The sequence below is a fragment of the Pseudomonas sp. UTLPPB19802 genome, assembly GCF_059730225.1.
Genome location: NZ_AP048545.1, coordinates 6661414 through 6681760, shown reverse-complemented (window position 1 = coordinate 6681760; position 20347 = coordinate 6661414). Strand labels below are relative to the sequence as shown.

The 20347-nt window shown below is 61.7% G+C and carries 17 protein-coding genes and 4 tRNA genes; 12 read left to right on the top strand and 9 right to left on the bottom strand.

Going from position 1 to position 20347, the window contains the following annotated elements:
- Nucleotides 1-85: 85 nt before the first annotated feature.
- A complete protein-coding gene (locus AC6I6U_RS29380; RefSeq protein WP_497879459.1) occupies nucleotides 86-1240 on the top strand; it encodes a TDT family transporter in 1155 nt (384 codons plus the stop codon).
- Nucleotides 1241-1330: 90 nt separating this feature from the next.
- Entirely contained in the window at nucleotides 1331-3208 is a 1878-nt protein-coding gene (locus AC6I6U_RS29375) for an MFS transporter (RefSeq protein WP_497879458.1), read from the top strand.
- 59 nt (nucleotides 3209-3267) lie between these two features.
- Here the strand turns inward: AC6I6U_RS29375 and sugE are convergent, their stop codons facing one another.
- From sugE to rdgC, 3 genes are all read right to left on the bottom strand, one after another.
- Nucleotides 3268-3585: a quaternary ammonium compound efflux SMR transporter SugE gene (gene sugE / locus AC6I6U_RS29370; protein WP_497879457.1), complete on the bottom strand. Its 318-nt coding sequence runs from the start codon at nucleotides 3583-3585 to the stop codon at nucleotides 3268-3270.
- 117 nt (nucleotides 3586-3702) lie between these two features.
- The gene (locus AC6I6U_RS29365; protein ID WP_497879456.1) at nucleotides 3703-4653 is read right to left on the bottom strand and encodes a bile acid:sodium symporter family protein; all 951 of its coding nucleotides are present in this window, start codon (nucleotides 4651-4653) and stop codon (nucleotides 3703-3705) included.
- Nucleotides 4654-4796: 143 nt separating this feature from the next.
- Nucleotides 4797-5717: a recombination-associated protein RdgC gene (gene rdgC, locus AC6I6U_RS29360; RefSeq protein ID WP_497879455.1), complete on the bottom strand. Its 921-nt coding sequence runs from the start codon at nucleotides 5715-5717 to the stop codon at nucleotides 4797-4799.
- Nucleotides 5718-5876: 159 nt separating this feature from the next.
- Between rdgC and AC6I6U_RS29355 the strand changes: the two genes are divergently transcribed.
- From AC6I6U_RS29355 to AC6I6U_RS29340, 4 genes are all read left to right on the top strand, one after another.
- Nucleotides 5877-5952: transfer RNA gene (locus AC6I6U_RS29355), tRNA-Val, on the top strand.
- A gap of 19 nt (nucleotides 5953-5971) precedes the next feature.
- Nucleotides 5972-6048 (top strand) — tRNA-Asp (locus AC6I6U_RS29350).
- Between the two features lie 165 nt (nucleotides 6049-6213).
- Nucleotides 6214-6289, top strand: a tRNA-Val gene (locus AC6I6U_RS29345).
- Between the two features lie 18 nt (nucleotides 6290-6307).
- Nucleotides 6308-6384: transfer RNA gene (locus tag AC6I6U_RS29340), tRNA-Asp, on the top strand.
- Nucleotides 6385-6662: 278 nt separating this feature from the next.
- Here the strand turns inward: AC6I6U_RS29340 and AC6I6U_RS29335 are convergent.
- Together AC6I6U_RS29335 and AC6I6U_RS29330 are read right to left on the bottom strand one after the other, a co-directional pair.
- The gene (locus tag AC6I6U_RS29335) at nucleotides 6663-7799 is read right to left on the bottom strand and encodes a catalase family protein (RefSeq protein ID WP_497879454.1); all 1137 of its coding nucleotides are present in this window, start codon (nucleotides 7797-7799) and stop codon (nucleotides 6663-6665) included.
- A 37-nt stretch (nucleotides 7800-7836) separates the two neighbouring features.
- Nucleotides 7837-9645 carry a di-heme-cytochrome C peroxidase gene (locus tag AC6I6U_RS29330; protein ID WP_497879453.1) on the bottom strand — a complete coding sequence of 603 codons (1809 nt, stop codon included), beginning with the start codon at nucleotides 9643-9645 and terminating at the stop codon, nucleotides 7837-7839.
- Between the two features lie 268 nt (nucleotides 9646-9913).
- Here AC6I6U_RS29330 and bamJ point away from each other — a divergent pair, with 268 nt between their 5' ends.
- The 4 genes from bamJ to AC6I6U_RS29310 all read left to right on the top strand — a co-directional run bounded on the left by bamJ (nucleotide 9914) and on the right by AC6I6U_RS29310 (nucleotide 12251).
- Nucleotides 9914-10675, top strand: a complete 762-nt coding sequence (gene bamJ / locus AC6I6U_RS29325; protein ID WP_497879452.1) for a BamJ family beta-barrel-assembly machinery protein — start codon at nucleotides 9914-9916, stop codon at nucleotides 10673-10675.
- 297 nt (nucleotides 10676-10972) lie between these two features.
- Nucleotides 10973-11428 (top strand): YkvA family protein, encoded by a 456-nt coding sequence (locus AC6I6U_RS29320; protein ID WP_497879451.1) that lies wholly within the window; start codon nucleotides 10973-10975, stop codon nucleotides 11426-11428.
- Between the two features lie 113 nt (nucleotides 11429-11541).
- A complete protein-coding gene (locus AC6I6U_RS29315) occupies nucleotides 11542-11883 on the top strand; it encodes a helix-turn-helix domain-containing protein (RefSeq protein ID WP_497879450.1) in 342 nt (113 codons plus the stop codon).
- The gene (locus AC6I6U_RS29310; protein WP_150640253.1) at nucleotides 11880-12251 is read left to right on the top strand and encodes a hypothetical protein; all 372 of its coding nucleotides are present in this window, start codon (nucleotides 11880-11882) and stop codon (nucleotides 12249-12251) included. The genes AC6I6U_RS29315 and AC6I6U_RS29310 overlap by 4 nt, the downstream gene beginning before the upstream one ends.
- A gap of 15 nt (nucleotides 12252-12266) precedes the next feature.
- Here the strand turns inward: AC6I6U_RS29310 and AC6I6U_RS29305 are convergent, their stop codons facing one another.
- Complete coding sequence (locus AC6I6U_RS29305) at nucleotides 12267-14042, bottom strand: bifunctional diguanylate cyclase/phosphodiesterase (RefSeq protein WP_497879449.1); 1776 nt, start codon at nucleotides 14040-14042, stop codon at nucleotides 12267-12269.
- 135 nt (nucleotides 14043-14177) lie between these two features.
- Nucleotides 14178-16262 carry a carboxy terminal-processing peptidase gene (locus AC6I6U_RS29300; protein WP_497879448.1) on the bottom strand — a complete coding sequence of 695 codons (2085 nt, stop codon included), beginning with the start codon at nucleotides 16260-16262 and terminating at the stop codon, nucleotides 14178-14180.
- A gap of 182 nt (nucleotides 16263-16444) precedes the next feature.
- On the opposite strand from AC6I6U_RS29300, the gene AC6I6U_RS29295 reads away from it, so the two are divergent.
- A complete protein-coding gene (locus AC6I6U_RS29295; protein ID WP_497879447.1) occupies nucleotides 16445-17407 on the top strand; it encodes a zinc-binding dehydrogenase in 963 nt (320 codons plus the stop codon).
- Nucleotides 17408-17425: 18 nt separating this feature from the next.
- On the opposite strand, the gene AC6I6U_RS29290 is transcribed toward AC6I6U_RS29295, so the two are convergent.
- Nucleotides 17426-18430, bottom strand: coding sequence for a DUF4917 family protein (locus AC6I6U_RS29290; protein WP_497879446.1), 1005 nt, complete (start codon nucleotides 18428-18430; stop codon nucleotides 17426-17428).
- A gap of 153 nt (nucleotides 18431-18583) precedes the next feature.
- Here AC6I6U_RS29290 and yiaY point away from each other — a divergent pair, with 153 nt between their 5' ends.
- Nucleotides 18584-19732 carry an L-threonine dehydrogenase gene (gene yiaY, locus AC6I6U_RS29285; RefSeq protein ID WP_497879445.1) on the top strand — a complete coding sequence of 383 codons (1149 nt, stop codon included), beginning with the start codon at nucleotides 18584-18586 and terminating at the stop codon, nucleotides 19730-19732.
- Nucleotides 19733-19837: 105 nt separating this feature from the next.
- Here the strand turns inward: yiaY and AC6I6U_RS29280 are convergent, their stop codons facing one another.
- On the bottom strand, nucleotides 19838-20332 hold the full coding sequence (locus AC6I6U_RS29280; RefSeq protein ID WP_497879444.1) for a DMT family transporter: 495 nt from the start codon (nucleotides 20330-20332) through the stop codon (nucleotides 19838-19840).
- Nucleotides 20333-20347: the final 15 nt, after the last annotated feature.

Below are 20347 nucleotides of genomic sequence, written 5' to 3'. Positions count from 1 at the left end.
TAAGTTATAGAGAAAATACCCGTTATATAGATATTCGATACGGTTCTATGATGGCTGCAACCTCACCTGAGGACAGGAGCCAATCATGCAAGCCTGCACCAACAGCATCAAACCCGGACTGCGGCCATTGAGCCATTTGCAGCATCCACTCGAAGCCATTCGCCAGTTCACCCCCAACTGGTTCGCCGCAACCATGGGCACCGGTGTCCTGGCCCTGGCCCTGGCGCAACTGCCTGTCGCGGTGCCAGGCCTGCGTACCGTGGCGGAGGGCCTGTGGCTGTTCAACATCCTGCTGTTCAGCGTGTTCAGCCTCCTCTATGGCGCACGCTGGGTGTTGTTCTTCGATGAGGCGCGGCGGATCTTCGGTCACTCCACTGTTTCGATGTTCTTCGGCACCATTCCCATGGGGCTGGCCACCATCATCAACGGTTTCCTGTTGTTCGGCATACCGCACTGGGGCGACAACGCGGTACGCATCGCCGAGACGTTGTGGTGGGTCGATGTGGCGATGTCGCTGGCCTGCGGGGTGCTGATTCCCTACATGATGTTCACGCGCCAGGAACACAGCATCGACCAGATGACCGCGGTCTGGCTGCTGCCGGTGGTCGCGGCGGAAGTGGCGGCGGCCAGCGGTGCGTTGCTGGCGCCGCATCTGGCTGACCAGGCCATGCCGTTCAGGGTGCTGATCACCAGCTATGTGCTCTGGGCTTTCTCGGTGCCCGTGGCGTTCAGCATCCTGGCGATCCTGCTGTTGCGCATGGCGTTGCACAAGCTGCCCCATGAGAACATGGCGGCGTCGAGTTGGTTGGCCCTGGGGCCGATCGGTACGGGTGCATTGGGCATGTTGTTGCTGGGTGCGGACTCGCCAGCGGTGTTCGCCGCCAACGGGCTGCCGGGTATCGGCGAGATCGCCAATGGCCTGGGGCTGGTTGCCGGGATCATCCTCTGGGGCTTCGGCCTGTGGTGGATGCTGATGGCGGTGCTGATCACCCTGCGCTACCTGCGCAGCGGCATTCCGTTCAATCTCGGCTGGTGGGGATTCACCTTCCCCCTGGGTGTCTATTCCCTGACCACGCTAAAACTGGGCAGCGTTCTGCACCTGGGCTTTTTCAACGGTTTTGGCCTGGTGCTGGTTGGCTTGCTGGCGGTGTTGTGGCTGATCGTCGGGGCTCGCACACTGCGTGGCGCTTATAAAGGCGAGTTGTTCGTTTCACCCTGCATTGCAGGAATCGCGAAATAAATCTTCAGGATTAGGTAATGTTGTGGCCTGGAGCGGTGATCCGCACTCCAATAAGAAAGCCGCTCTCGGCGCCACTCAGGACCATGGAAGATGAGTCACCCCTCGCAGTTCAGTCTGTTGCGTACACGGCGTTTCCTGCCGTTCTTCGTGACCCAGTCGCTTGGTGCGTTCAACGACAACGTGTTCAAGCAGTCGCTGATTCTCGCCATCCTCTACAAACTGAGCATCGACGGTGAGCGTGGCATCTGGGTCAACCTCTGCGCCTTGCTGTTCATCCTGCCGTTCTTCCTGTTCTCGGCCCTGGCCGGGCAATTTGGCGAGAAGTTCGCCAAGGATTCGCTGATCCGCGTGATCAAGCTCGCGGAGATCGCCATCATGGCAATCGGCGCGGTGGGATTCATGTTCGATCACCTGTCGTTGATGCTGCTGACGCTGTTCGCCATGGGCACCCACTCGGCACTGTTCGGGCCGGTGAAGTATTCGATCCTGCCCCAGGCATTGCGCGAGGACGAGCTGGTCGGCGGTAATGGCCTGGTGGAAATGGGCACGTTCCTGGCGATCCTCGCCGGGACCATCAGCGCCGGGGTCATGATGTCTTCGGCACATTACGCGACCATTGTTTCCGCAGCCATCGTGTTGGTGGCGGTGCTTGGCTATCTGGCCAGTCGCGGCATTCCGCGGGCGGCTGCATCCAGCCCGGAACTGCGCCTGGACTGGAATATTTTCAGCCAGTCCTGGGCCACCCTTCGCCTGGGGCTGGGCCAGACCCCGGCGGTTTCCCGCTCGATCGTCGGCAACTCGTGGTTCTGGTTCGTCGGGGCGATCTACCTGACGCAGATTCCCGCCTATGCCAAGGAGTGGATGTACGGCGACGAAAGCGTGGTGACGCTGATTCTCACCGTGTTCTCGGTGGGCATCGCCGCTGGCTCCATGCTCTGCGAGCGCCTGTCCGGGCGCAAGGTGGAGATCGGCCTGGTACCGTTCGGCTCGTTCGGCCTGACCCTGTTCGGGCTGCTGCTGTGGTGGCATTCGGGCAATCTGCCGCAGAACGTCCAGGCCAATGATTGGTTGGCGTTGCTGCACTTCAGTCAAGCCTGGTGGGTACTGCTCGACATCCTCGGGCTGGGCGTATTCGGCGGTTTCTACATCGTGCCGCTGTATGCGCTGATCCAGTCGCGTACCGCGGAAAACGAGCGGGCCCGGGTGATTGCCGCGAACAACATTCTCAATGCGCTGTTCATGGTGGTTTCGGCGATTGCCTCGATTTTGCTGCTGAGCGTGGCAAAACTGTCGATTCCGGAGTTGTTCCTGGTGGTGTCGCTGATGAACATCGCGGTCAACACCTACATCTTCAAGATTGTCCCCGAGTTCAGCATGCGCTTCATGATCTGGCTGCTCAGCCATTCCATGTACAGGGTCGAACATCGCAACCTCGAACTGATCCCCGATGAGGGACCGGCGCTGCTGGTGTGCAACCACGTTTCGTTCGTCGATGCGTTGCTGATCGGTGGCGCGGTACGGCGGCCGATCCGTTTCGTCATGTATTACAAGATCTACCGGCTGCCGGTCCTCAACTTCATTTTCCGTACCGCTGGCGCCATTCCGATTGCCGGGCGGGGCGAGGACCCGGAAATCTACGAGCAGGCCTTCAGGAGAATCGCCGAGTACCTCAAGGAGGGCGAGCTGGTGTGTATCTTCCCCGAAGGCAAGTTGACCAGCGATGGCGAGATCAACGAGTTCAAGGGCGGCACGATGCGCATACTCGAGGAAACACCGGTGCCGGTGATCCCGTTGGCACTGCAGGGCTTGTGGGGCAGTTTCTTCAGTCGTGATCCCGGCAAGGGTTTCCTGCGGCGTCTGTGGTCGCGGGTGACGTTGGTAGCCGGGCCAGCGGTGGCGGCCGAGGGGGCGCTGCCGTCGAAGCTGCGTGAACAGGTGTTGGAACTGCGCGGGATGGTCCGCCGCTAGGCTGCATCTCCTGCGTCTGGATAGGTGGGAGCCCGTGAGCGGATTCCCACCTGCGCAACTCAGGAGGCCGAGACCTTCAGGCCGATCAACCCGGCGATGATCAGGGCCACGCTCGCCAGCCGCACCAGCGCCATCGACTCGCCGAACAGGATGATCCCGGCGATCACCGTGCCCACCGCACCGACTCCGGTCCACACCGCATAAGCGGTGCCCAGCGGCAGTTCCTTCACGGCGAGGCCGAGCAGGCCAAGGCTGATAACCATGGCGCCAACGGTGAGTACGGTGGGGAGTGGACGGCTGAAGCCATCGGTGTATTTCAGGCCAACGGCCCAGCCGACTTCAAACAGGCCGGCGCAGAACAGAATGATCCAGGACATGTGAACCTCCATCGATTGATGGGGCCGTCCCCGGATTGAATAGCTCGAGTGAGCCGCAGGGTCGTCCCTGCCTTGCGCATTTTATTGCACATTATTCATCCGGGGAGCAAGTCTCTCTCAATCGGCTGCTTGCCGTTCCTGTCCGTCGGTCATCCGGCGGAACCAGGTTGAAAGCAGGGCGCCGGAAATGTTGTGCCAGACGCTGAACAGCGCGCTCGGCACTGCCGCCAGTGGCGAGAAATGCGCACTGGCCAGTGCTGCACCCAAGCCGGAGTTCTGCATGCCGACTTCCAGGGCCAGCGATTTGCGCTGGGCCAGCGGCAGTTTGAACAGGCGACCGGTGAAGTAGCCCAGCAGATAGCCGAAGCTGTTGTGCAGCATCACCACGGCCATGATCAGCAGGCCCGATTCGGCGATCTTCGCCTGGCTGGCGGCGACCACCGCCGCGACGATGATCACGATGCTCACCACCGATACCAGCGGCAGCACATCGACCGCGTGGCGTACCCGTTCACCCAACAGGCGCTGGGCAATCACGCCGAGCACGATCGGCAGCAGCACCACCTGCAAGATCGACCAGAACAATTCCATGAACGAGACCGGCAACCAGGCCGAGGCCAGCAGCCAGATCAGTGCGGGGGTCAGCAACGGGGCGAGCAGGGTGGTGACGGCGGCGATGGCCACCGACAGCGCCAGGTCGCCGCGGGCCAGCCAGGTCATTACGTTGGAGGCGGTGCCGCTCGGGCAGCAGCCGACCAGAATCACTCCGACGGCGATTTCTGGTGGCAGGTGGAAAATCCGGCAGAGCAGCCAGGCCACACCAGGCATGATGATGAAGTGGGCGACCACGCCCAGGGCCACGCGCCAGGGATGGCGTGCGACTTCGGCGAAGTCTTCGAGTTTGAGCGTCAGTCCCATGCCGAACATCACCAGGCCGAGCAATGGCACGATGGCGACTTTCAGGCTGAGGAACCAGCCAGGCTGCAGGAACGCCAGCACAGCGAAAATCAGGACCCAGTAGGCGAAGGTGTTACCGACAAAACGACTCAGGGCCGCCAGTGCACGCATGGTGTTTTCCTTGTTATGTGCGGTGTCGGGCCAGACAAGCGCCTATCTGTAGGAGCCTGGCTTGTGAGCGAAGCTCTTTATCGGCCTCATGGCCTCTTCGCCGGTAAGCCGGGCTCCTGCTGGGCAATGTCTGGCTCGGGTTATCAGATACCCTGCGGGATCTCTTCGCCGCCCAGGGCCTCGAACAGTTCCGGCAGGAACTCGCCGAAGGTCAGCATCATCAGGGTGAAGCTGGCATCCAGTTGGCCCAGGGCCTCGTCTCCACCGTCCTGTTCGGCCTGGTCCTGCAGCAGGTCCTCGAACTTCAGGCGCTTGACCACCATCTTGTCATCGAGCACGAAGGACAACTTGTCCTGCCAAGCCAGGGCCAGTTGGGTCACCATCTTGCCGGTACTCAGGTGCAGCTGGATTTCATCGCCGGTCAGGTCCTGGCGCTTGCAGCGGACGATGCCGCCATCTTCCTGGGTGTCGCGCAGCTCGCATTCGTCGAGCACATAGAAGTTCTCGGCGGCCTTGAGGGTCTTGACCCAGTCGGTCATCACGGCAGTCGGCGCGATCTTCACGGTCAGCGGGCGAACCGGCAGGGTGCCGAGTACTTCACGCAGGGTCGACAGCAGGTCTTCGGCACGTTTCGGGCTGGCCGAGTTGACCAGGATCAGGCCCTGTTTCGGTGCGATTGCCGCGAAGGTTGCCGAACGACGGATAAAGGCGCGTGGCAGGAAGGCCTGGATGATTTCATCCTTGAGCTGGTCGCGCTCCTTCTTATAGACCTTGCGCATCTGTTCGGCTTCGATCTCCTCGACCTTTTCCTTCAGTGCGTCACGCACCACGCTGCCAGGCAGGATGCGTTCTTCCTTACGGGCCGAAACCAGCAGGAAATCGCCGCTGACATGCACCAGCGGTGCGTCTTCGCCCTTGCCGAACGGCGCGACGAAGCCATAGGTGGTCAACTCCTGGCTTGCGCAGGGGCGGGCCGGTTTGGTCGCCAGCGCGGCCTCCAGGGCCTCGGCGTCAAAAGGCAGATCCTGGGTCAGGCGGTAGATCAGCAGGTTCTTGAACCACATGGGGCGAATCTCTCCTTTATACAAAGGAGGGCATTATTGTCTTCGTGGCTCGATAGGCCAACCCTCTGCTAAGTCTTTGGAAGGCCTGAAAAAAATATTGAAGAAAGTGCTTGCCAGAGTGGGTGCTGCTCCGTAGAATGCGCGCCACACCGAAGCGAAGGGTGATTAGCTCAGCCGGGAGAGCATCTGCCTTACAAGCAGAGGGTCGGCGGTTCGATCCCGTCATCACCCACCATTCGATATCAGTGTTTAGCGCAGCGGTAGTTCAGTCGGTTAGAATACCGGCCTGTCACGCCGGGGGTCGCGGGTTCGAGTCCCGTCCGCTGCGCCATATTCGATGTTCTGGACCACTGAACGCCAGAGCATCACGGAAAGCCCGCCTAGTGCGGGCTTTTTGCTGTCTGGTGTATGGGAAAATCCACGGTTTAAAATTTTTTTATTTAAATCAGTGCTTTATGGATTTTTTGTGGCATAATGCGCACACACCGGAAGCGAAGGGTGATTAGCTCAGCCGGGAGAGCATCTGCCTTACAAGCAGAGGGTCGGCGGTTCGATCCCGTCATCACCCACCATTCGTTTCAGTGTTTAGCGCAGCGGTAGTTCAGTCGGTTAGAATACCGGCCTGTCACGCCGGGGGTCGCGGGTTCGAGTCCCGTCCGCTGCGCCATATTCGATGTCTTGGACCACTGAACGCCACGACATCACGGAAAGCCCGCCTAGTGCGGGCTTTTTTCGTCTGCGGTTCTTGTGGCGCCTCTTCGCGGACAAATCCCGCTCCCACAAGGTATCGTGAGCCCCCCTGTGGCGAGCGGGCTTGCCCGCGCTCGACGGCGAAGCCGTCGCAAAACCGGCGCTGGGATCTGCCTGATGCATCGCAATCCCTGATTTTAGGGCTGCTTTGCAGCCCAGCGCAGCACGCCCGCCACAAGGGACGTGCGGCTGCTCTCATCGCTCGGCGTTGCGGCTATGCCGGTAATCGCTGACCGCGTCATACACCGCCTTGCGCAGGCGGTTGATCCCGCCGATGGGGCGATGTGCCTCCAGCCCGTGCCATGGGCTGAACGACTGATTGTCACAGGCGATGTTCTGTTCCAGCGTGTCGAAGTCCTGGGCCGGAATCCGGATATGCGCCACGGTCTCGAACGGCGCGTCGCTTTCCTTCCACTCGATACTGGTGTCTTCGATCGGCATGTAGCGGTTGGCGTTCTGGCGCTGGATCTGCAGCACGAAACACGCTGGTACCCGGTCTGTGGATAGCTGCTGGATCAGGGCACTGCGCAAGAAGTTCGGCAGGTCCTCGTTCTGCTGGGGCAGTTCGTAGCCTGGGCAGCTCTGCGGGTCGGGTGCGACCCGGAACTTGGCGTTGGCACTGCCGAACTTGTAGGGCGATACGGAAAAGTAGGTTGTCTGCGTCGGTGTTTTCGGTGCCGGCGCCAAGGTTGCCAAGGCAATGAACAGATGGCGGATCTGCCAGGTGCCCGGATTCCAGCTCGGGAAGAACGCCAGCACTTTCTTGCCGTCGGCCTGGGCGCCGATGTTCTGCTGGTATTCGGCGACGTCGCTGACGAAGAAGTTCGGGTGGCTGAACATCACGAAATCCTGTTCATGACGCCCTTGTTGCCCGGCCAGGAGTTGCTTGCCCGGCACATCCAGCAGCTTGATCGCCATGCCGCGGGCATCGCGGATGCTGTCGAACTGCGGGTAGGCGTTGCCATTGGATAGCCGGATCAGTGCCTGCCAGGTCTTGCCCGGTTCGGCGAACACGCCTTGGCGCAGGTCGCTGCCCAGGCCGTCGAGTACCTGAACCTCAGCGTTCACGCAGCCATGGGCCTTGGCGTGGGCATCGCGCAGATAGCGGGTGCCCTCGCGGTGCTGGTCGACGATGCGCACGGCGGTCTGGATGATGTCCTGGGTCCTGGCGGCTTCATCGCTGGGTACCTGTTCTACCGTCGGCACCGGCCCACTGTGGCGCCAGGCGTACCAACCGGTGGCCAGGGCCCAGCCCAGCAGGCCAAGGCCGGCCAGGAGCAGCAGGCTCTTGCCAAGAAAGGCGCCGAGGCGCAGCCAGAGTCGCTTCAGCATGGGAACATCCTTTCAATCTCATTGTTATGTCGTGGGGTCATGGCAGCTGTTGCTCCAGCGGGCCACCCAACACTTTCAGGTATTCGAGCAGGGCCCAGCGTTCCTCGGGCTGCAGCAGGCGACCGATCACACCATTGCCACGCTTGCCGGCGCGGAATTCGTGACCACTGTTGTGGTTGCCGCTGATCCGGGTATCGAACAGGAAGCCATTCTCGAAGGCTTTCTGGCGATAACCCAGATGGCGTGGATCGTATTCGAAGCTACCTCGATAGAAGGTGGTGGAGCGCTCGTCCTGTGGCGACAGCAGTTGATAGAGGCTCGGCACCGAGCCGTTATGCAGGTATGGCGGCGTGGCCCACACGCCTGCCAATGGCCGGGCCTTGTAGGCCCGTTGTTCGAGCACGCCGATGGGCAGGCCGAACCCATCGAGCTGTGGGCGTTCGGTGGGCGTCACGCCAGCGTCGCGGTAGGCTCGCTCTTCCACGAATGCGGTGACATAGGCCAGGCCCTTGGCCACTGACAGTTGGCTCAGGTCCAGCGGCTGGTCGGTCTTGGGGTGCAGTTCCACCGGCAGCTTGGCCAGTTCCGCCGGGTCCCATTGCAGCGCGCTGAGGTCGTAGCGGTGGTCGGCGATGTTGTTTGCTGTATTGGGATCGGTTCCGATAGCCGCCAGGGGGATGCTGGTGAGGTGTTGCACCGGCCGACCGTTCTCCTCGGTCACCGAGGGTGCGTGACAGCTGGCGCAGTTCTCGGCAAACAGTGCACGGCCCTGGGCGGCACGGGTCAGGTCGACCTTGCCGAACAGCGCTTCTGGCCAGGTCGGTGGCTTGAGGCGCTGCAGGGTTTCCTCGATCTTGTGCAGGTCACGTACCCGCACGCTGGAGGCGTAGCGCTCATCGCCACGCAGCGGTTGGCCGTTGGCGTCGAAGAAGTTCAGTGTGGCGCCGACCCCCAGGGCTTCACCGATATTGCGCGCCATCGGCTGCTGGGCCGAGGCGGTCCATTGGACCCAGTCGAATGTCCAGATGTCCCACAGCTGCGGATAGTCCACGGGGGCGTTGGCGACGCGGTAGTTTTTATCGGAGATGGCATCGCCAAAGCTGGCGTTGGCGATCCGGCCGAAAGCGTCGGTCCGCCCCGGGCCCTCGAGGGTCGGATAGAGGCCACGATGGGTATCGTTCCAGGCCACATGAAGGAAGGTATCGAGGGATTGTTTCACCGCAACCCTCAGCTCGGCGTGGCGCGCTTCATAGTTGTTGCCCAGCACCTTGCGGGCGAAGCGCTCGAACTTCCAGGGGTTGTAGTAGGTGGCGGCGAGGCTGGCGACCAGCGCCTGGCCAAAGCTGCCGCCACGCACCGTCGGTACGCTGGATGGCAGCACATGCTGCGCCGAGCCACCATCGATCCGCAGGGCCTGGCCCTTGTAGCGCAGTTCGCCGGTGTGGCAGGCGGCGCAAGTGATATCCAGATACTGTTCGTCGCTGCCGGCGTTCTGATGGCGGGTGAAACCGACCGGCAGGTTGCCGGGGTTGTCCGCCGTGGCCTGCTGCCGGGGATCGACCAGGAAACCGAAGCGCCCCAGGTATTCCGGTGCCGCAAAGCGTTGTTCGGAGAAGGGCAGTTCCAGGGCGGTGAACCACTCATAGCGCAATCCTTTTACCTGGGTGCCTTGGGGCGTGTAGTAGAAGGTCTGGCGGTCGGCCTGGCTCCATTGCTCCAGGTAGTGCACCTGTTCCGCTGGTACGTATGCCGGCAGTTTCGGATTGGCGGTGTAGTACAAGATCACCGCAAGGCCTAGGCCAAGCAGCAATATCAGGGCTAGTAACACACGGTAAAAAATGCGCAAGATAACGATCCTTGTCGAGTTGTGATGCACTTATGCCTGAGCTGCTGCCGGGCATCAAGTGGCCGTGATGGCCGCCAATACTGGCCCTCTGTGCAAAGTGGCGGCCCTGCTGGACGTAAACAGAATGTCAGGGCTATGTAAAATGCTTTGCCGGCATGAACTTATCGGTTGTTTTTGGCTCTGATCCCGGTAGCCATTGGTCGCGGCCGCCTGATAAGCTCGCGACTTTATTCGATTGCCCTTATAGGCGCATGAACAAGGAAATAGCATGAAACAGCATCGGTTGGCGGCGGCGGTGGCCCTGGTTAGCCTGGTACTCGCGGGCTGCGATTCGCACTCCAGCGTAGAGCTGAAAACCCCGGCGCAAAAAGCTTCCTACGGTATCGGTCTGAACATGGGCAAGAGCCTGGCCCAGGAAGGCATGGATGACCTGGATTCCAAGGCCGTGGCCCAGGGCATCGAAGATGCCATCGGCAAGAAAGAGCAGAAGCTCAAGGATGAAGAGCTGGTCGAGGCTTTCGCCGCGCTGCAGAAGCGTGCCGAAGAGCGCATGGCCAAGCTGAGCGAAGAGTCGGCAGCGGCCGGCAAGAAATTCCTCGAGGAGAACGGCAAGAAGCCTGGCGTCGTGACCACCGCTTCCGGCCTGCAGTATGAAGTCGTCAAGAAAGCCGACGGCCCGCAGCCCAAGCCTACCGACGTAGTGACCGTTCACTACACCGGCAAATTGACCAACGGCACCACCTTCGACAGCTCCGTGGATCGCGGCAGCCCGATCGACCTGCCAGTGAGCGGCGTGATTCCAGGTTGGGTCGAAGGCCTGCAACTGATGCACGTTGGTGAGAAGTACAAGCTGTACATCCCATCCGACCTGGCCTACGGTGCGCAGAGCCCGAGCCCGGCGATCCCGGCCAACTCGGTTCTGGTCTTCGACCTGGAACTGCTGGCGATCAAGGATCCGACCAAGGCTGACGATGCAGAGGCCCCTGCTGCCAAGCCTGCCGGCAAAACTGCCGAGAAAGCTGCCAAGTAATCCTCCGATTGCTTGCCCCAACGCCCCGCCCTGCGGGGCGTTGTCGTTTCCGGGGCATGATTGGTTGCAATAAACCGAACATACACTACCGATTGCAGTCTTAACATTGAGCTAATCGACCTATTCTTAGACTGTGGTCAAGTCAATGAAATTATGGGTTTTTTTAGTGAGTAAAAAACGCCCGATCTGAGTCGGGCCCTTGTGCTACGGGGCTTTCAGCTGTGAAATGCTGCTCTGTTCACAAGGTTATCCACAATTTGTGTGGATAACATTGTGTGCACGATCGTTGGAGTGATGATGAAGGCACCCTGGAATTTTGCCCGTTTCCTGCCCCTGGCCCAGCGTCTGCTGGTTCGCGGGCGGCTGCCCACTTTACTGTTCGCCGTGGCGAGCAAGAGTGCCCGTGAAGGTGGGCGACTCGGCAAGCTCAAGGAGGACCTGAGGCTGCTGCAGTCCCTCGGCCTGGCCTACTGGCGTGGTGAGTACCGGGCGGTAAGCGCCAAGTCGATGGTCATCGTCGTCGCGGGCCTGATGTATTTCCTCAGCCCGATCGATGCGATTCCGGATTTCATCCCGATGTTCGGCATGCTCGACGACATCGCGGTCCTGGCCTGGGTGATGAATACCCTGGATCAGGAGTTGAACGCATTCCGGGCCTGGCGTGAACGCCAGGTGCCGGAACACCTGGTGGTTGTCGAGCGTCTGCCGGACACTGCGCAGCAGTTGCAGCTCGAACGCGACGATAAAAATTGACCCAAGTCCCCCTGTTCGAAGATCAAGCACACTAGCGACCCTGGCGGCTGTTAATATGACGCTACTAGGAAAGCGCTGACTCGCTATGTGTAATCGTCCTACGGGGTGTAGTAATGGATCTTCAAATAATTACACGCGACGGTGAACCGGAATATGCGGTTCTGCCTTGGGCTCAGTATCAGGATCTGCTCAAGGCTGCCGGTTTGCGCAGCCAACAACCCCCGCCAACGTCCCCTGAAACGCCTGTGCAGCCGGTCGCCGAGCTGCCGGGCTTCGATCAGTTGCGCACGCTGCGCGAAGCCAAGGGGCTGGCGATCGAGGCTTTGGCTCGGACTGTCGGTATCAGCCCGTCGTACCTGGGGCTGATCGAGAGCGGTGAGCGCCAGCCGGATGCCGCGATTCGCCGCAGCCTGGCCTGGGAGCTGGGTGTCGCCGGGTGGAGGGATGCATCGTGAGCGTGCGCATCAGTCGTCAGCATTGGGATGGCTTGCTGGGGGAGCTCGACCAGGCGCGCCGCCAGCGGCATCTGCTGACCTATCGAGCGTTGCTCGAGCGTCTGCAGTTGCCCAGCCCGGCCATGCAGACCCTGACGGCAGCGCTGGAACACCTGGCGGCCCTCGATGCCAGGGCCGAGCAGCCGCTGCGTAGCTCACTGGTGATCAGTCAAGGCGCCAGTCGCCTGCCGCGAACCGGCTTCTTCGAGTGTGTCGAGCGCCTGGGGCGCTTTTCCGGCCCGTCCGATGGGGTGGCGGCAGCCTCCTGGCATGCTTCGGAAGTGGTGCGGGTGTTCGAGTACGACTATCCCGAGTCGGCCGAGGCCTGAGGTCGCGGCCGGGTATCAGGCGCTGTCATCCAGCGACGTGATCTCGCTGCTGTCGATGACGTGGATGCTGTAGCCCGGCACGTTTTTGGCGTGGTGCTTGGCCTGTGAAGCCAGCTCTGCCAGCTGACTGGCATCCAGCAGCCCGCAGGATTGCGGTTTCAGGTGCACCGCGCCGATGGACAGGGACAGCAGTGGAAACTCCTGGCGCAGACCCTGGCGGTTCGAGGCGATGAAACAGCCAGCTTCCAGGTGCTCGGCCCGGTAGAAGCGACGGCACTGGTTCTGGAAGTCATCGACCAGATGATCCAGGCGTTTCTGCCAGTCGTCCGAGCCCAGCACCAGCAGGAAATCATCGCCGCCGATATGCCCGACGAAGTCGCGGCTCGGGTCGACCCGCTCGTTCAGGCACTGTGCCAGGCACAGCAACACTTCATCACCACGGCCATAGCCGTAGATATCGTTGAAGGGCTTGAAACTGTCGATATCCACGTAGCAGATCATCGCTTCGCGTTGCTGCTGGAGCAGGCGCGCCAAGCATTGCTGGATCGGCACGTTGCCGGGCAGCAGGGTCAGCGGGTTGGCGTAGCGGGCCTGCTGGATCTTCAGTTCGGTGATCAGTTTCAGCACATCGATCACCCGCCCCAGACCCAGGTAGCAGCCATTGTGGGTGATGATGAAATCTTCCTCGATGCGTTGCCGGGCGCGGCTGGTCAGCAGCCGGCTGACCTGTTGCAGCGACTGGCTCGACTCGACCGCCAGGAAGTCATCGCTCATCAATCGGCTGATTGGCTTGCGGGCGAACAGGTCGGTGGCGAACGGTTTGAGCAGCGCATCCGACAGGGAATGCCGGTGGACAATGCCGCAGGGCCGATTCTGCTCGTCCAGTACTGCCAGGGAGTTGAGGTTGGCCTGACGGCGGAAGGCCTCCAGCACGGCGGCCGTGGCGGTGTTCTGAGTCACTGCCGGTTGCTCGTTGAGCAGGGCGCTGAGGTCGCTGCCGTCCTCGCTCAAGGTAATGGAGGTGTTTTCCAGCTTGGGCAACAGGGCGTGGGCATCCTGTGGCGGGTGTTCCTGTGGTCGGCAGAGCAGGTAGCCCTGGACCAGGTCGACGCCCATTTCAGTCAGCACCGCCAGCTCTTCCGGCAACTCGATGCCCTCGGCAATCACCTGGGCACGCGAGGCCTTGGCGATTTGCAGGATGGAACCGACGAACTCACGCTTGAGGCCGTCCTGATGGATTCCGTCGATGAAGTGCCGGTCGATCTTGACGTAGTCCGGGCGCAGTTCCGACCAGAGGCGCAGGCTGGAGTAGCCGGCCCCCAGATCGTCCAGGGCGATCGAGAAGCCCATGTCGCGGTAGTGATGCAGGGCGTTCTGCAGCAGCTGGAAGTCGTCGGTGGGGGTTTGCTCGGTCAGTTCGATGACCACGTTGCTGGGGTCGATGCCGAAGTCCTGCAACCATTGCAGGGTGCGCCCCGGTGGGTGGCTCGGCTCCAGCAGGGATTCTGGGGAGACGTTGAGGAACAGCTTGCCAGGGAGTTTCTGCTCGCTGAAACGACGGCAGGCACTCAGGCGACAGGCCATCTCCAGCTCGCTCAGGCGCCCGGCCTGGCGGGCCACGGCGAACAGGCTGATGGGCGAGTGCAGCGGGCTGTTGGAGGGCCCGCGACTGAGCGCCTCATAACCGACGATGCGCCGCTCGGACAGCGAAATGATCGGTTGGAACAGGCTGTGCAGACCATTCTGAGCCAGGATTGAACTCAAGGCGTTCAGCTGTTCGGTCATGGTCATGGCAGTCTCTGTCGAAAAAAAAGGACCGGAGGCGGCTCCCGGTCCGGGAGGCGCCTCCAGTCCTTTATTTCACGACAGAATGATGACTGTTTGATGACGCTCCGAAGAGCAATCACATTAAATTGCTATCACCCGTTAGTGCTTGGCCACCGCCGTATTCAGACGCAAGTAATCGAGCAGGATGCGCCCGGTTTCACTCAGGTAGGCGTCGTCTTCCGGCTTGGTTTTCTTGTCTGGATCAGGCGGCAGGGCGTCCTCGTCCTCTTTCTTGAGTTCCTTGAGCGCATCTTCGCCCTTGGCCTTGCGGCGGGCGTTTTCCATGGCCAGTTGCTTGGCATCGATATCGGCGCGCTGGGCGCGACGCTCGGCCTCGTTCAGGCTGACGGTCTTTTCCTTCAACAGCTTCTCGGCCAGGGCCAGCTTGTCGCGGATGAAGATGAACTCCGCATCCTTCGCCGCACGGGCTTCGTGGTCAGCCTTGAGCTGGGCCAGGAACGGCTTGAACGGGTCTACCGCCGGCTTGATCGAAGGACGGATGGTGTCCCACGGCATGGCTTCCGGCAGTGCGCTCTCGCCGATTTCCTTGGTGTCGATGATCGACGGGAAGTCCACGTCCGGCAGTACGCCCTGGTGCTGGGTGCTCTGTCCGGAAACCCGGTAGAACTTGGCCAGGGTCAGTTTCAGCTCGCCATGGTTGAGTGGCTGGATGGTCTGCACGGTGCCCTTGCCGAAGGTCTGGCCACCGATGATCAGCGCACGATGGTAGTCCTGCATGGCACCGGCGAAGATCTCCGAGGCCGAGGCCGACAGGCGGTTGACCAGCAGCGCCATCGGGCCCTTGTAGAAGGCGCCAGGGTTCTCGTCCTCGAGCACGTCGACCTTGCCGTCGGCGTTACGCACCAGCACGGTGGGGCCCTTGTCGATGAACAGGCTGGTCAGCTCGGTGGCTTCCTGCAGGGAGCCGCCGCCGTTGTTGCGCAAGTCGATGACCACGCCGTCGACGCCTTCCTTCTGCAACTCGCCCAGCAGTTTCTTGACGTCGCGGGTAGTGCTCTTGTAGTTCGGGTCGCCAGCACGGAACGCCTTGAAGTCCAGGTAGAAGGCCGGGATGTCGATCACCCCGAGCTTGTAGTCCTTGCCGTCCTGTTTCAGGTGCAGGATCGACTTGCTCGCGGCCTGGTCTTCCAGTTTCACCGCTTCGCGGGTGATGGAAACGATCTTGCTGGTCTGGTCGTTCGGTGCGTTGCTCGCCGGGATGACTTCCAGGCGGACCACCGAGCCCTTCGGACCACGGATCAGCTTGACCACTTCGTCCAGGCGCCAGCCGACCACGTCGACCATTTCCTTGTCGCCCTGGGCGACGCCGATGATCTTGTCGGACGGGGCAACCTGCTTGGTCTTGTCGGCCGGGCCCGATGGCACCAGTCGGACCACCTTGACCTGATCGTTGTCGCTTTGCAGCACGGCGCCGATGCCCTCGAGGGACAGGCTCATGTTGATGTCGAAGTTTTCCGCGCTATCAGGAGACAGATAGTTGGTGTGCGGGTCGTAGGACATCGCAAAGGTGTTGATGTAGGCCTGGAAGATATCCTCGGCCCGGGTCTGGTCCAGGCGGGCCAGCTGGTTCTTGTAGCGCTTGACCAGCAGTTCCTGGATCGCCTTGGGATCCTTGCCGGCGATCTTCAGGCGCAGCACTTCGTCCTTGACGCGTTTGCGCCACAGGTCGTCAAGTTCGGCGGTGCTCTTGAGCCACGGAGCATCCTTGCGGTCGATCAGCAGGGTCTCGTGGGTGTTGAAGTCGATCTTGTCGACGCCCTTGTTCAGCTCGGCCAGAGCGAAGTCCAGACGGCCCTTGACCCGATCCAGGTAGCGCTTGTAGATGGTGAAGCCGGCATTCAGGTCGCCGCTCTTGAGGAAGTCGCCGAACTGGCTTTTCCACTTGTCGAATTCGGCGAGGTCACTGGCCAGAAAATAGCTGCGCGACGGGTCGAGCAACTTGATGTAGCTGTCGTAGATGATCACCGAGCGCGCGGCGTCGAGCGGTGGCTTGCTGTAGTGGTGGCGCTTGAGCAACTCGACGACGTTCAGGCTGGCAATCACCTCGTCACGGTCGGGCTGAAGATTGTCCCAGCTGTTGGCTGCGAACGTGTTGCCCGAGAACGTGGAAACGCCAAGGCCGATGAAAAGGGCAAGTGCAGTGCCGGGGAACAAATGCTTCATGCTGAGTCGACGCGGGGACAATTGATCACGCATATTAGGCCGTCTTTAAAGTCGCCGGTTCCGTGGGACTACGTGTCAAAACCGCGGTTGTGGGTTTCGCACGGACCTCGGACCGGTCGCATAATGCAAGAAAGCCCGGTGCTACTGCTCCGGGCCCAGTCCAGACTCACTATGGAGGCACTGTGAAGGCATTGCAAGGCGTTGAAGGTCAAGTGGAGTGGCTCGAGGGACCGAATCCGGGCTGTGATGTGGGACAAGTGCGCATTCGCGTGGCGGCCGCAGGGCTCAATCGGGCCGACTTGTTGCAGAAGGCCGGGCTCTATCCGCCGCCGCCCGGAGCCAGCCAGGCGCTGGGCCTGGAGTGTTCCGGCGTGATCGTCGAAGTGGGCGCCGGCTCTGCCTGGCAGGTCGGTGATCGGGTCTGTGCGCTGCTGGCCGGTGGCGGGATGGCCGAGGAAGTGGTGGTCGATGGGCGACATGTGTTGCCGGTGCCGGAAGGCCTGAGCCTGGTCGAAGCGGCCGCGCTGCCTGAGGTCTACGCCACGGCGTGGTTGAATCTGTTCCAGCTGGCAGGGCTCAAGCCGGGCGAAAAGGTCCTGTTGCACGCTGGTGCCAGTGGTGTCGGTTCGGCGGCGATCCAGCTGTGCAAGGCCTTCGGCAACCCCTGCTGGGTCACTGTCGGTTCGGCGGATCGGCTGGCCTATTGCGAGGCGCTGGGAGCCCAGGGCGGGGCGATTCGCGGCGACGATATCGAGAGCCTGAACGACTTCGCGCCTTTCGATGTGATTCTCGATCCGGTGGGTGCAAGCTACGCGGCGCTCAACGTGAAACTTTTGTCAGCTGACGGGCGGTGGGTGCTGATCGGCCTGATGGGCGGGCGGGAAACCCAACTGGACCTGGCGAAGATCCTCGCCAAGCGCATCCAGTTGCTGGGCTCGACCTTGCGCAGCCGTGATGCGCAATTCAAGGCGGATCTGCTCAGCGACCTGAACCAGCATGTCTGGCCGCTGTTTGCCGATAAACGCCTCCGCCCGCAACTGGCCAAGGTGTTCCCGATCCGCGATGCCGAGCTGGCGTTCACTGAACTTGCCGGCAACCAGGTGGCCGGCAAGTTGGTGCTGGTGATCGACGAATCCCTGGCCTGAGCCTTTCGGGGCGCGGCTTCAGGCCTCAGGCGTGACCAGCAGCCCGGGGTTGCCCAATGGGTGGCTCTGGGCATCGAAGAAACGCAAGGTCATGTCACGGCCTGCGAACAGTTTCGCGAAGTGGCGCTTCTGGTGCTGGATGAAGGCCTTGCTGCGTGGATAGATCGAGATCGCCAGGGTCTCGACGCGGGCGTCGTGCACGGCCTGGACGATGTGCCGGTCCTGCTCGCCAAGGCTGTGGCCGAAAATGCACAGCGCGCCCTGGTGCTGGCCCAGTTGTCCGTAGCAGTACGACAGGTAGTCCGAGTTGCGGATCGCCTTGAGCTTGTCTTCGGCGCTGCCTTCGCTGACGAACAGCGGCACGTCGCCCAAGGCATTGACTGCGAAGCTGCCCAGCAGGGTACTTTCCGAAGACAGCAGCTTGCGTGTACTGCCATCAAGGTTCTTCACCAGGTGCAGGCCGCCGTGCAGGTACAGGACTCGCGTGCCCTGGGCCTGGGTATTGCCCAGGTCGAACGTCGCCTCGTCATTCCAGAACAGATCCTTGAACGACTGTGGCGCCTGCATGATCGCCCAGTAGTTGAGCAGGTCGTAATTGGTGGAATAGAGCGTGCGGTAGTTACCCAGTTCGGTGTTGATCAACGCCAAACTTTCGGGCTGCACCAGCTTCCAGGGAATGTGCACGGCGCGAACGGCGTGGATCAGTGCTTCCTTGATCGCGAAGTAGCGATTGCGTGGTGACGAGGAACTGATGGACAGGGCAGCGTTGACCTTGATGGCGCTCTTCAGCGCACTGAGCGCCTGCTCGAAGTTGCTGGTCTCGAGGGCCTTGAACACGGCCAGTTCGCTCAGCCCCAGCGGACGGTTTTTCGTGCGCTGGGCGTTTTCGAACAATGAGTCATAGGCAAAACCGGGCCACACCGCGAGGCTCGCCCCGTTGCCGAGCAACAGGCCGGTGAACGGGGTATCGGCACGCACGGCGTTCCAGTCTTCAAGTTCGGCGTCAAATTCCTGGAATTCCATAATCGCTATTCGTTGTCTCAAGGCAGAAGGTGGACAGGCGGCGACTTTATCACGACCCGGCGTTGAGCCAGATCAACAACCCTCGGGGGCAGGCGGTCGATGCTGTGGTCATCGCGGGGCAGGCAGCCCCGATCAACGCCGAGAGGATTCGCCATGAGCAGTACATTCTTCATCCCCGCCGTGAACATCATGGGCATCGATTGCCTGGACGAAGCGATGGATGCCATCCGCAATCATGGTTTTCGCAAAGCCTTGATCGTCACCGATAGCGGGTTGGCGAAGGCGGGCGTGGCGACGCGGATTGCCGATGCGCTGGCACTGCGTGACATCGATTCGCTGGTGTTCGACGGTGCCAAGCCCAACCCGAGCATCGCCAATGTCGAACAGGGCCTGGCTGCGCTAAAGGACGGCAAGTGTGATTTCGTGGTGTCGCTGGGCGGTGGCTCGCCCCATGATTGCGCCAAGGGGATCGCGCTGTGCGCCACCAACGGTGGGCACATCCGTGACTATGAGGGTGTCGATCGCTCGGCGAAACCACAGCTGCCGCTGGTAGCGATCAATACCACTGCAGGTACCGCCAGCGAAATGACCCGTTTCTGCATCATTACCGACGAGTCGCGACATGTGAAGATGGCTATCGTCGATCGCAATGTCACGCCGCTGCTGTCGGTCAACGATCCGGCGCTGATGGTCGCCATGCCCAAGGGCCTGACAGCGGCAACCGGCATGGACGCGCTGACCCATGCGATCGAGGCCTATGTCTCGACGGCAGCCTCGCCGATCACCGATGCCTGTGCGATCAAGGCCATCGAGCTGATCAGCGCCAACCTGCGGCTGGCGGTGCGTGACGGCAATGACCTGAAGTCGCGGGAAAACATGGCCTATGCGCAGTTCCTCGCGGGCATGGCGTTCAACAACGCCTCCCTGGGTTATGTGCATGCGATGGCGCACCAGTTGGGCGGTTTCTATGACCTGCCGCATGGCGTGTGTAACGCAGTGCTGTTGCCCCATGTGCAGACCTTCAACGCCTCGGTTTGTCCGCGCCGCCTGAGCGACGTGGCCAGGGCTCTGGGGACGGATGTCGCTGGGCTGAGCCCGGAGGAGGGCGCCCAGGCCGCTATCGCGGCGATTCGTTGCCTGGCCAGGGATGTGGAAATCCCCGCCGGCCTGCGTGAGCTGGGCGCCAAGTTGCCAGATATCCCGGTACTGGCGGCCAATGCCCTCAAGGATGCCTGCGGCCTGACCAATCCGCGTGTGGCGGACCAGCGGCAGATCGAGGAGATCTTCCGCAACGCGTTCTAGCCTCCAGCACCTGTTCGCGGGCAAACCTATTCTCACAGTTGACCGCCTGCGTCGAAGTTGCGCGGTTTCCTTGTGGGGGGGGGCGGGCCTGCCCGTGAAAGCCACCTAATGTCGTGCCCCGGCCAGCGCACCGGTGACTATGGTGGGGCCGAACTGCACCGTCACCACGCCAGCCACCAGCAGCAGCGCACCGACCAGTCGCACACCCTCGATCGGGCGCACGGCCAGTCCGAACAGGCCGAAGTGGTCCAGGACCAGCGACGCCAGCACCTGGCCGGCCAGCGCCAGGGCGACGAAGCCCCCGGCGCCCAGTCTTGGTACCAGCAAGACCGCCAGGGCCACGAAGCAGACCCCGAACACCCCTCCCAGCCAGACCCATGCCGGTGTCTTGGCGGCGAAGGCCAGGTCCGGCAAGGGCAGGCGCAGGGCAAGGATCACCGGCAGCAGCACTGTCAGGCTCACCAGCAGGGAAATCAGGGTGGCCCACAACGGATGGCCGAGGCTGCGCGCCAGGTTGGCGTTGATTGCACTCTGAAACGGTACCACCGCCCCGGCTATCGCAGCGAGGGACAGCAGGCCCATCCAACTCAAGGTATTCATGTTCGTTCTCCAACA

Bases quoted from the DNA above. Each gene is read 5' to 3' on its own strand.
- AC6I6U_RS29380 (WP_497879459.1), top strand. From the start codon at position 86: ATGCAAGCCTGCACCAACAGCATCAAACCCGGACTGCGGCCATTGAGC.
- AC6I6U_RS29375 (WP_497879458.1), top strand. From the start codon at position 1,331: ATGAGTCACCCCTCGCAGTTCAGTCTGTTGCGTACACGGCGTTTCCTG.
- sugE (WP_497879457.1), bottom strand. From the start codon at position 3,585: ATGTCCTGGATCATTCTGTTCTGCGCCGGCCTGTTTGAAGTCGGCTGG.
- AC6I6U_RS29365 (WP_497879456.1), bottom strand. From the start codon at position 4,653: ATGCGTGCACTGGCGGCCCTGAGTCGTTTTGTCGGTAACACCTTCGCC.
- rdgC (WP_497879455.1), bottom strand. From the start codon at position 5,717: ATGTGGTTCAAGAACCTGCTGATCTACCGCCTGACCCAGGATCTGCCT.
- AC6I6U_RS29335 (WP_497879454.1), bottom strand. From the start codon at position 7,799: ATGCTGAAGCGACTCTGGCTGCGCCTCGGCGCCTTTCTTGGCAAGAGC.
- bamJ (WP_497879452.1), top strand. From the start codon at position 9,914: ATGAAACAGCATCGGTTGGCGGCGGCGGTGGCCCTGGTTAGCCTGGTA.
- AC6I6U_RS29320 (WP_497879451.1), top strand. From the start codon at position 10,973: ATGAAGGCACCCTGGAATTTTGCCCGTTTCCTGCCCCTGGCCCAGCGT.
- AC6I6U_RS29315 (WP_497879450.1), top strand. From the start codon at position 11,542: ATGGATCTTCAAATAATTACACGCGACGGTGAACCGGAATATGCGGTT.
- AC6I6U_RS29305 (WP_497879449.1), bottom strand. From the start codon at position 14,042: ATGACCATGACCGAACAGCTGAACGCCTTGAGTTCAATCCTGGCTCAG.
- AC6I6U_RS29300 (WP_497879448.1), bottom strand. From the start codon at position 16,262: ATGAAGCATTTGTTCCCCGGCACTGCACTTGCCCTTTTCATCGGCCTT.
- AC6I6U_RS29290 (WP_497879446.1), bottom strand. From the start codon at position 18,430: ATGGAATTCCAGGAATTTGACGCCGAACTTGAAGACTGGAACGCCGTG.
- yiaY (WP_497879445.1), top strand. From the start codon at position 18,584: ATGAGCAGTACATTCTTCATCCCCGCCGTGAACATCATGGGCATCGAT.
- AC6I6U_RS29280 (WP_497879444.1), bottom strand. From the start codon at position 20,332: ATGAATACCTTGAGTTGGATGGGCCTGCTGTCCCTCGCTGCGATAGCC.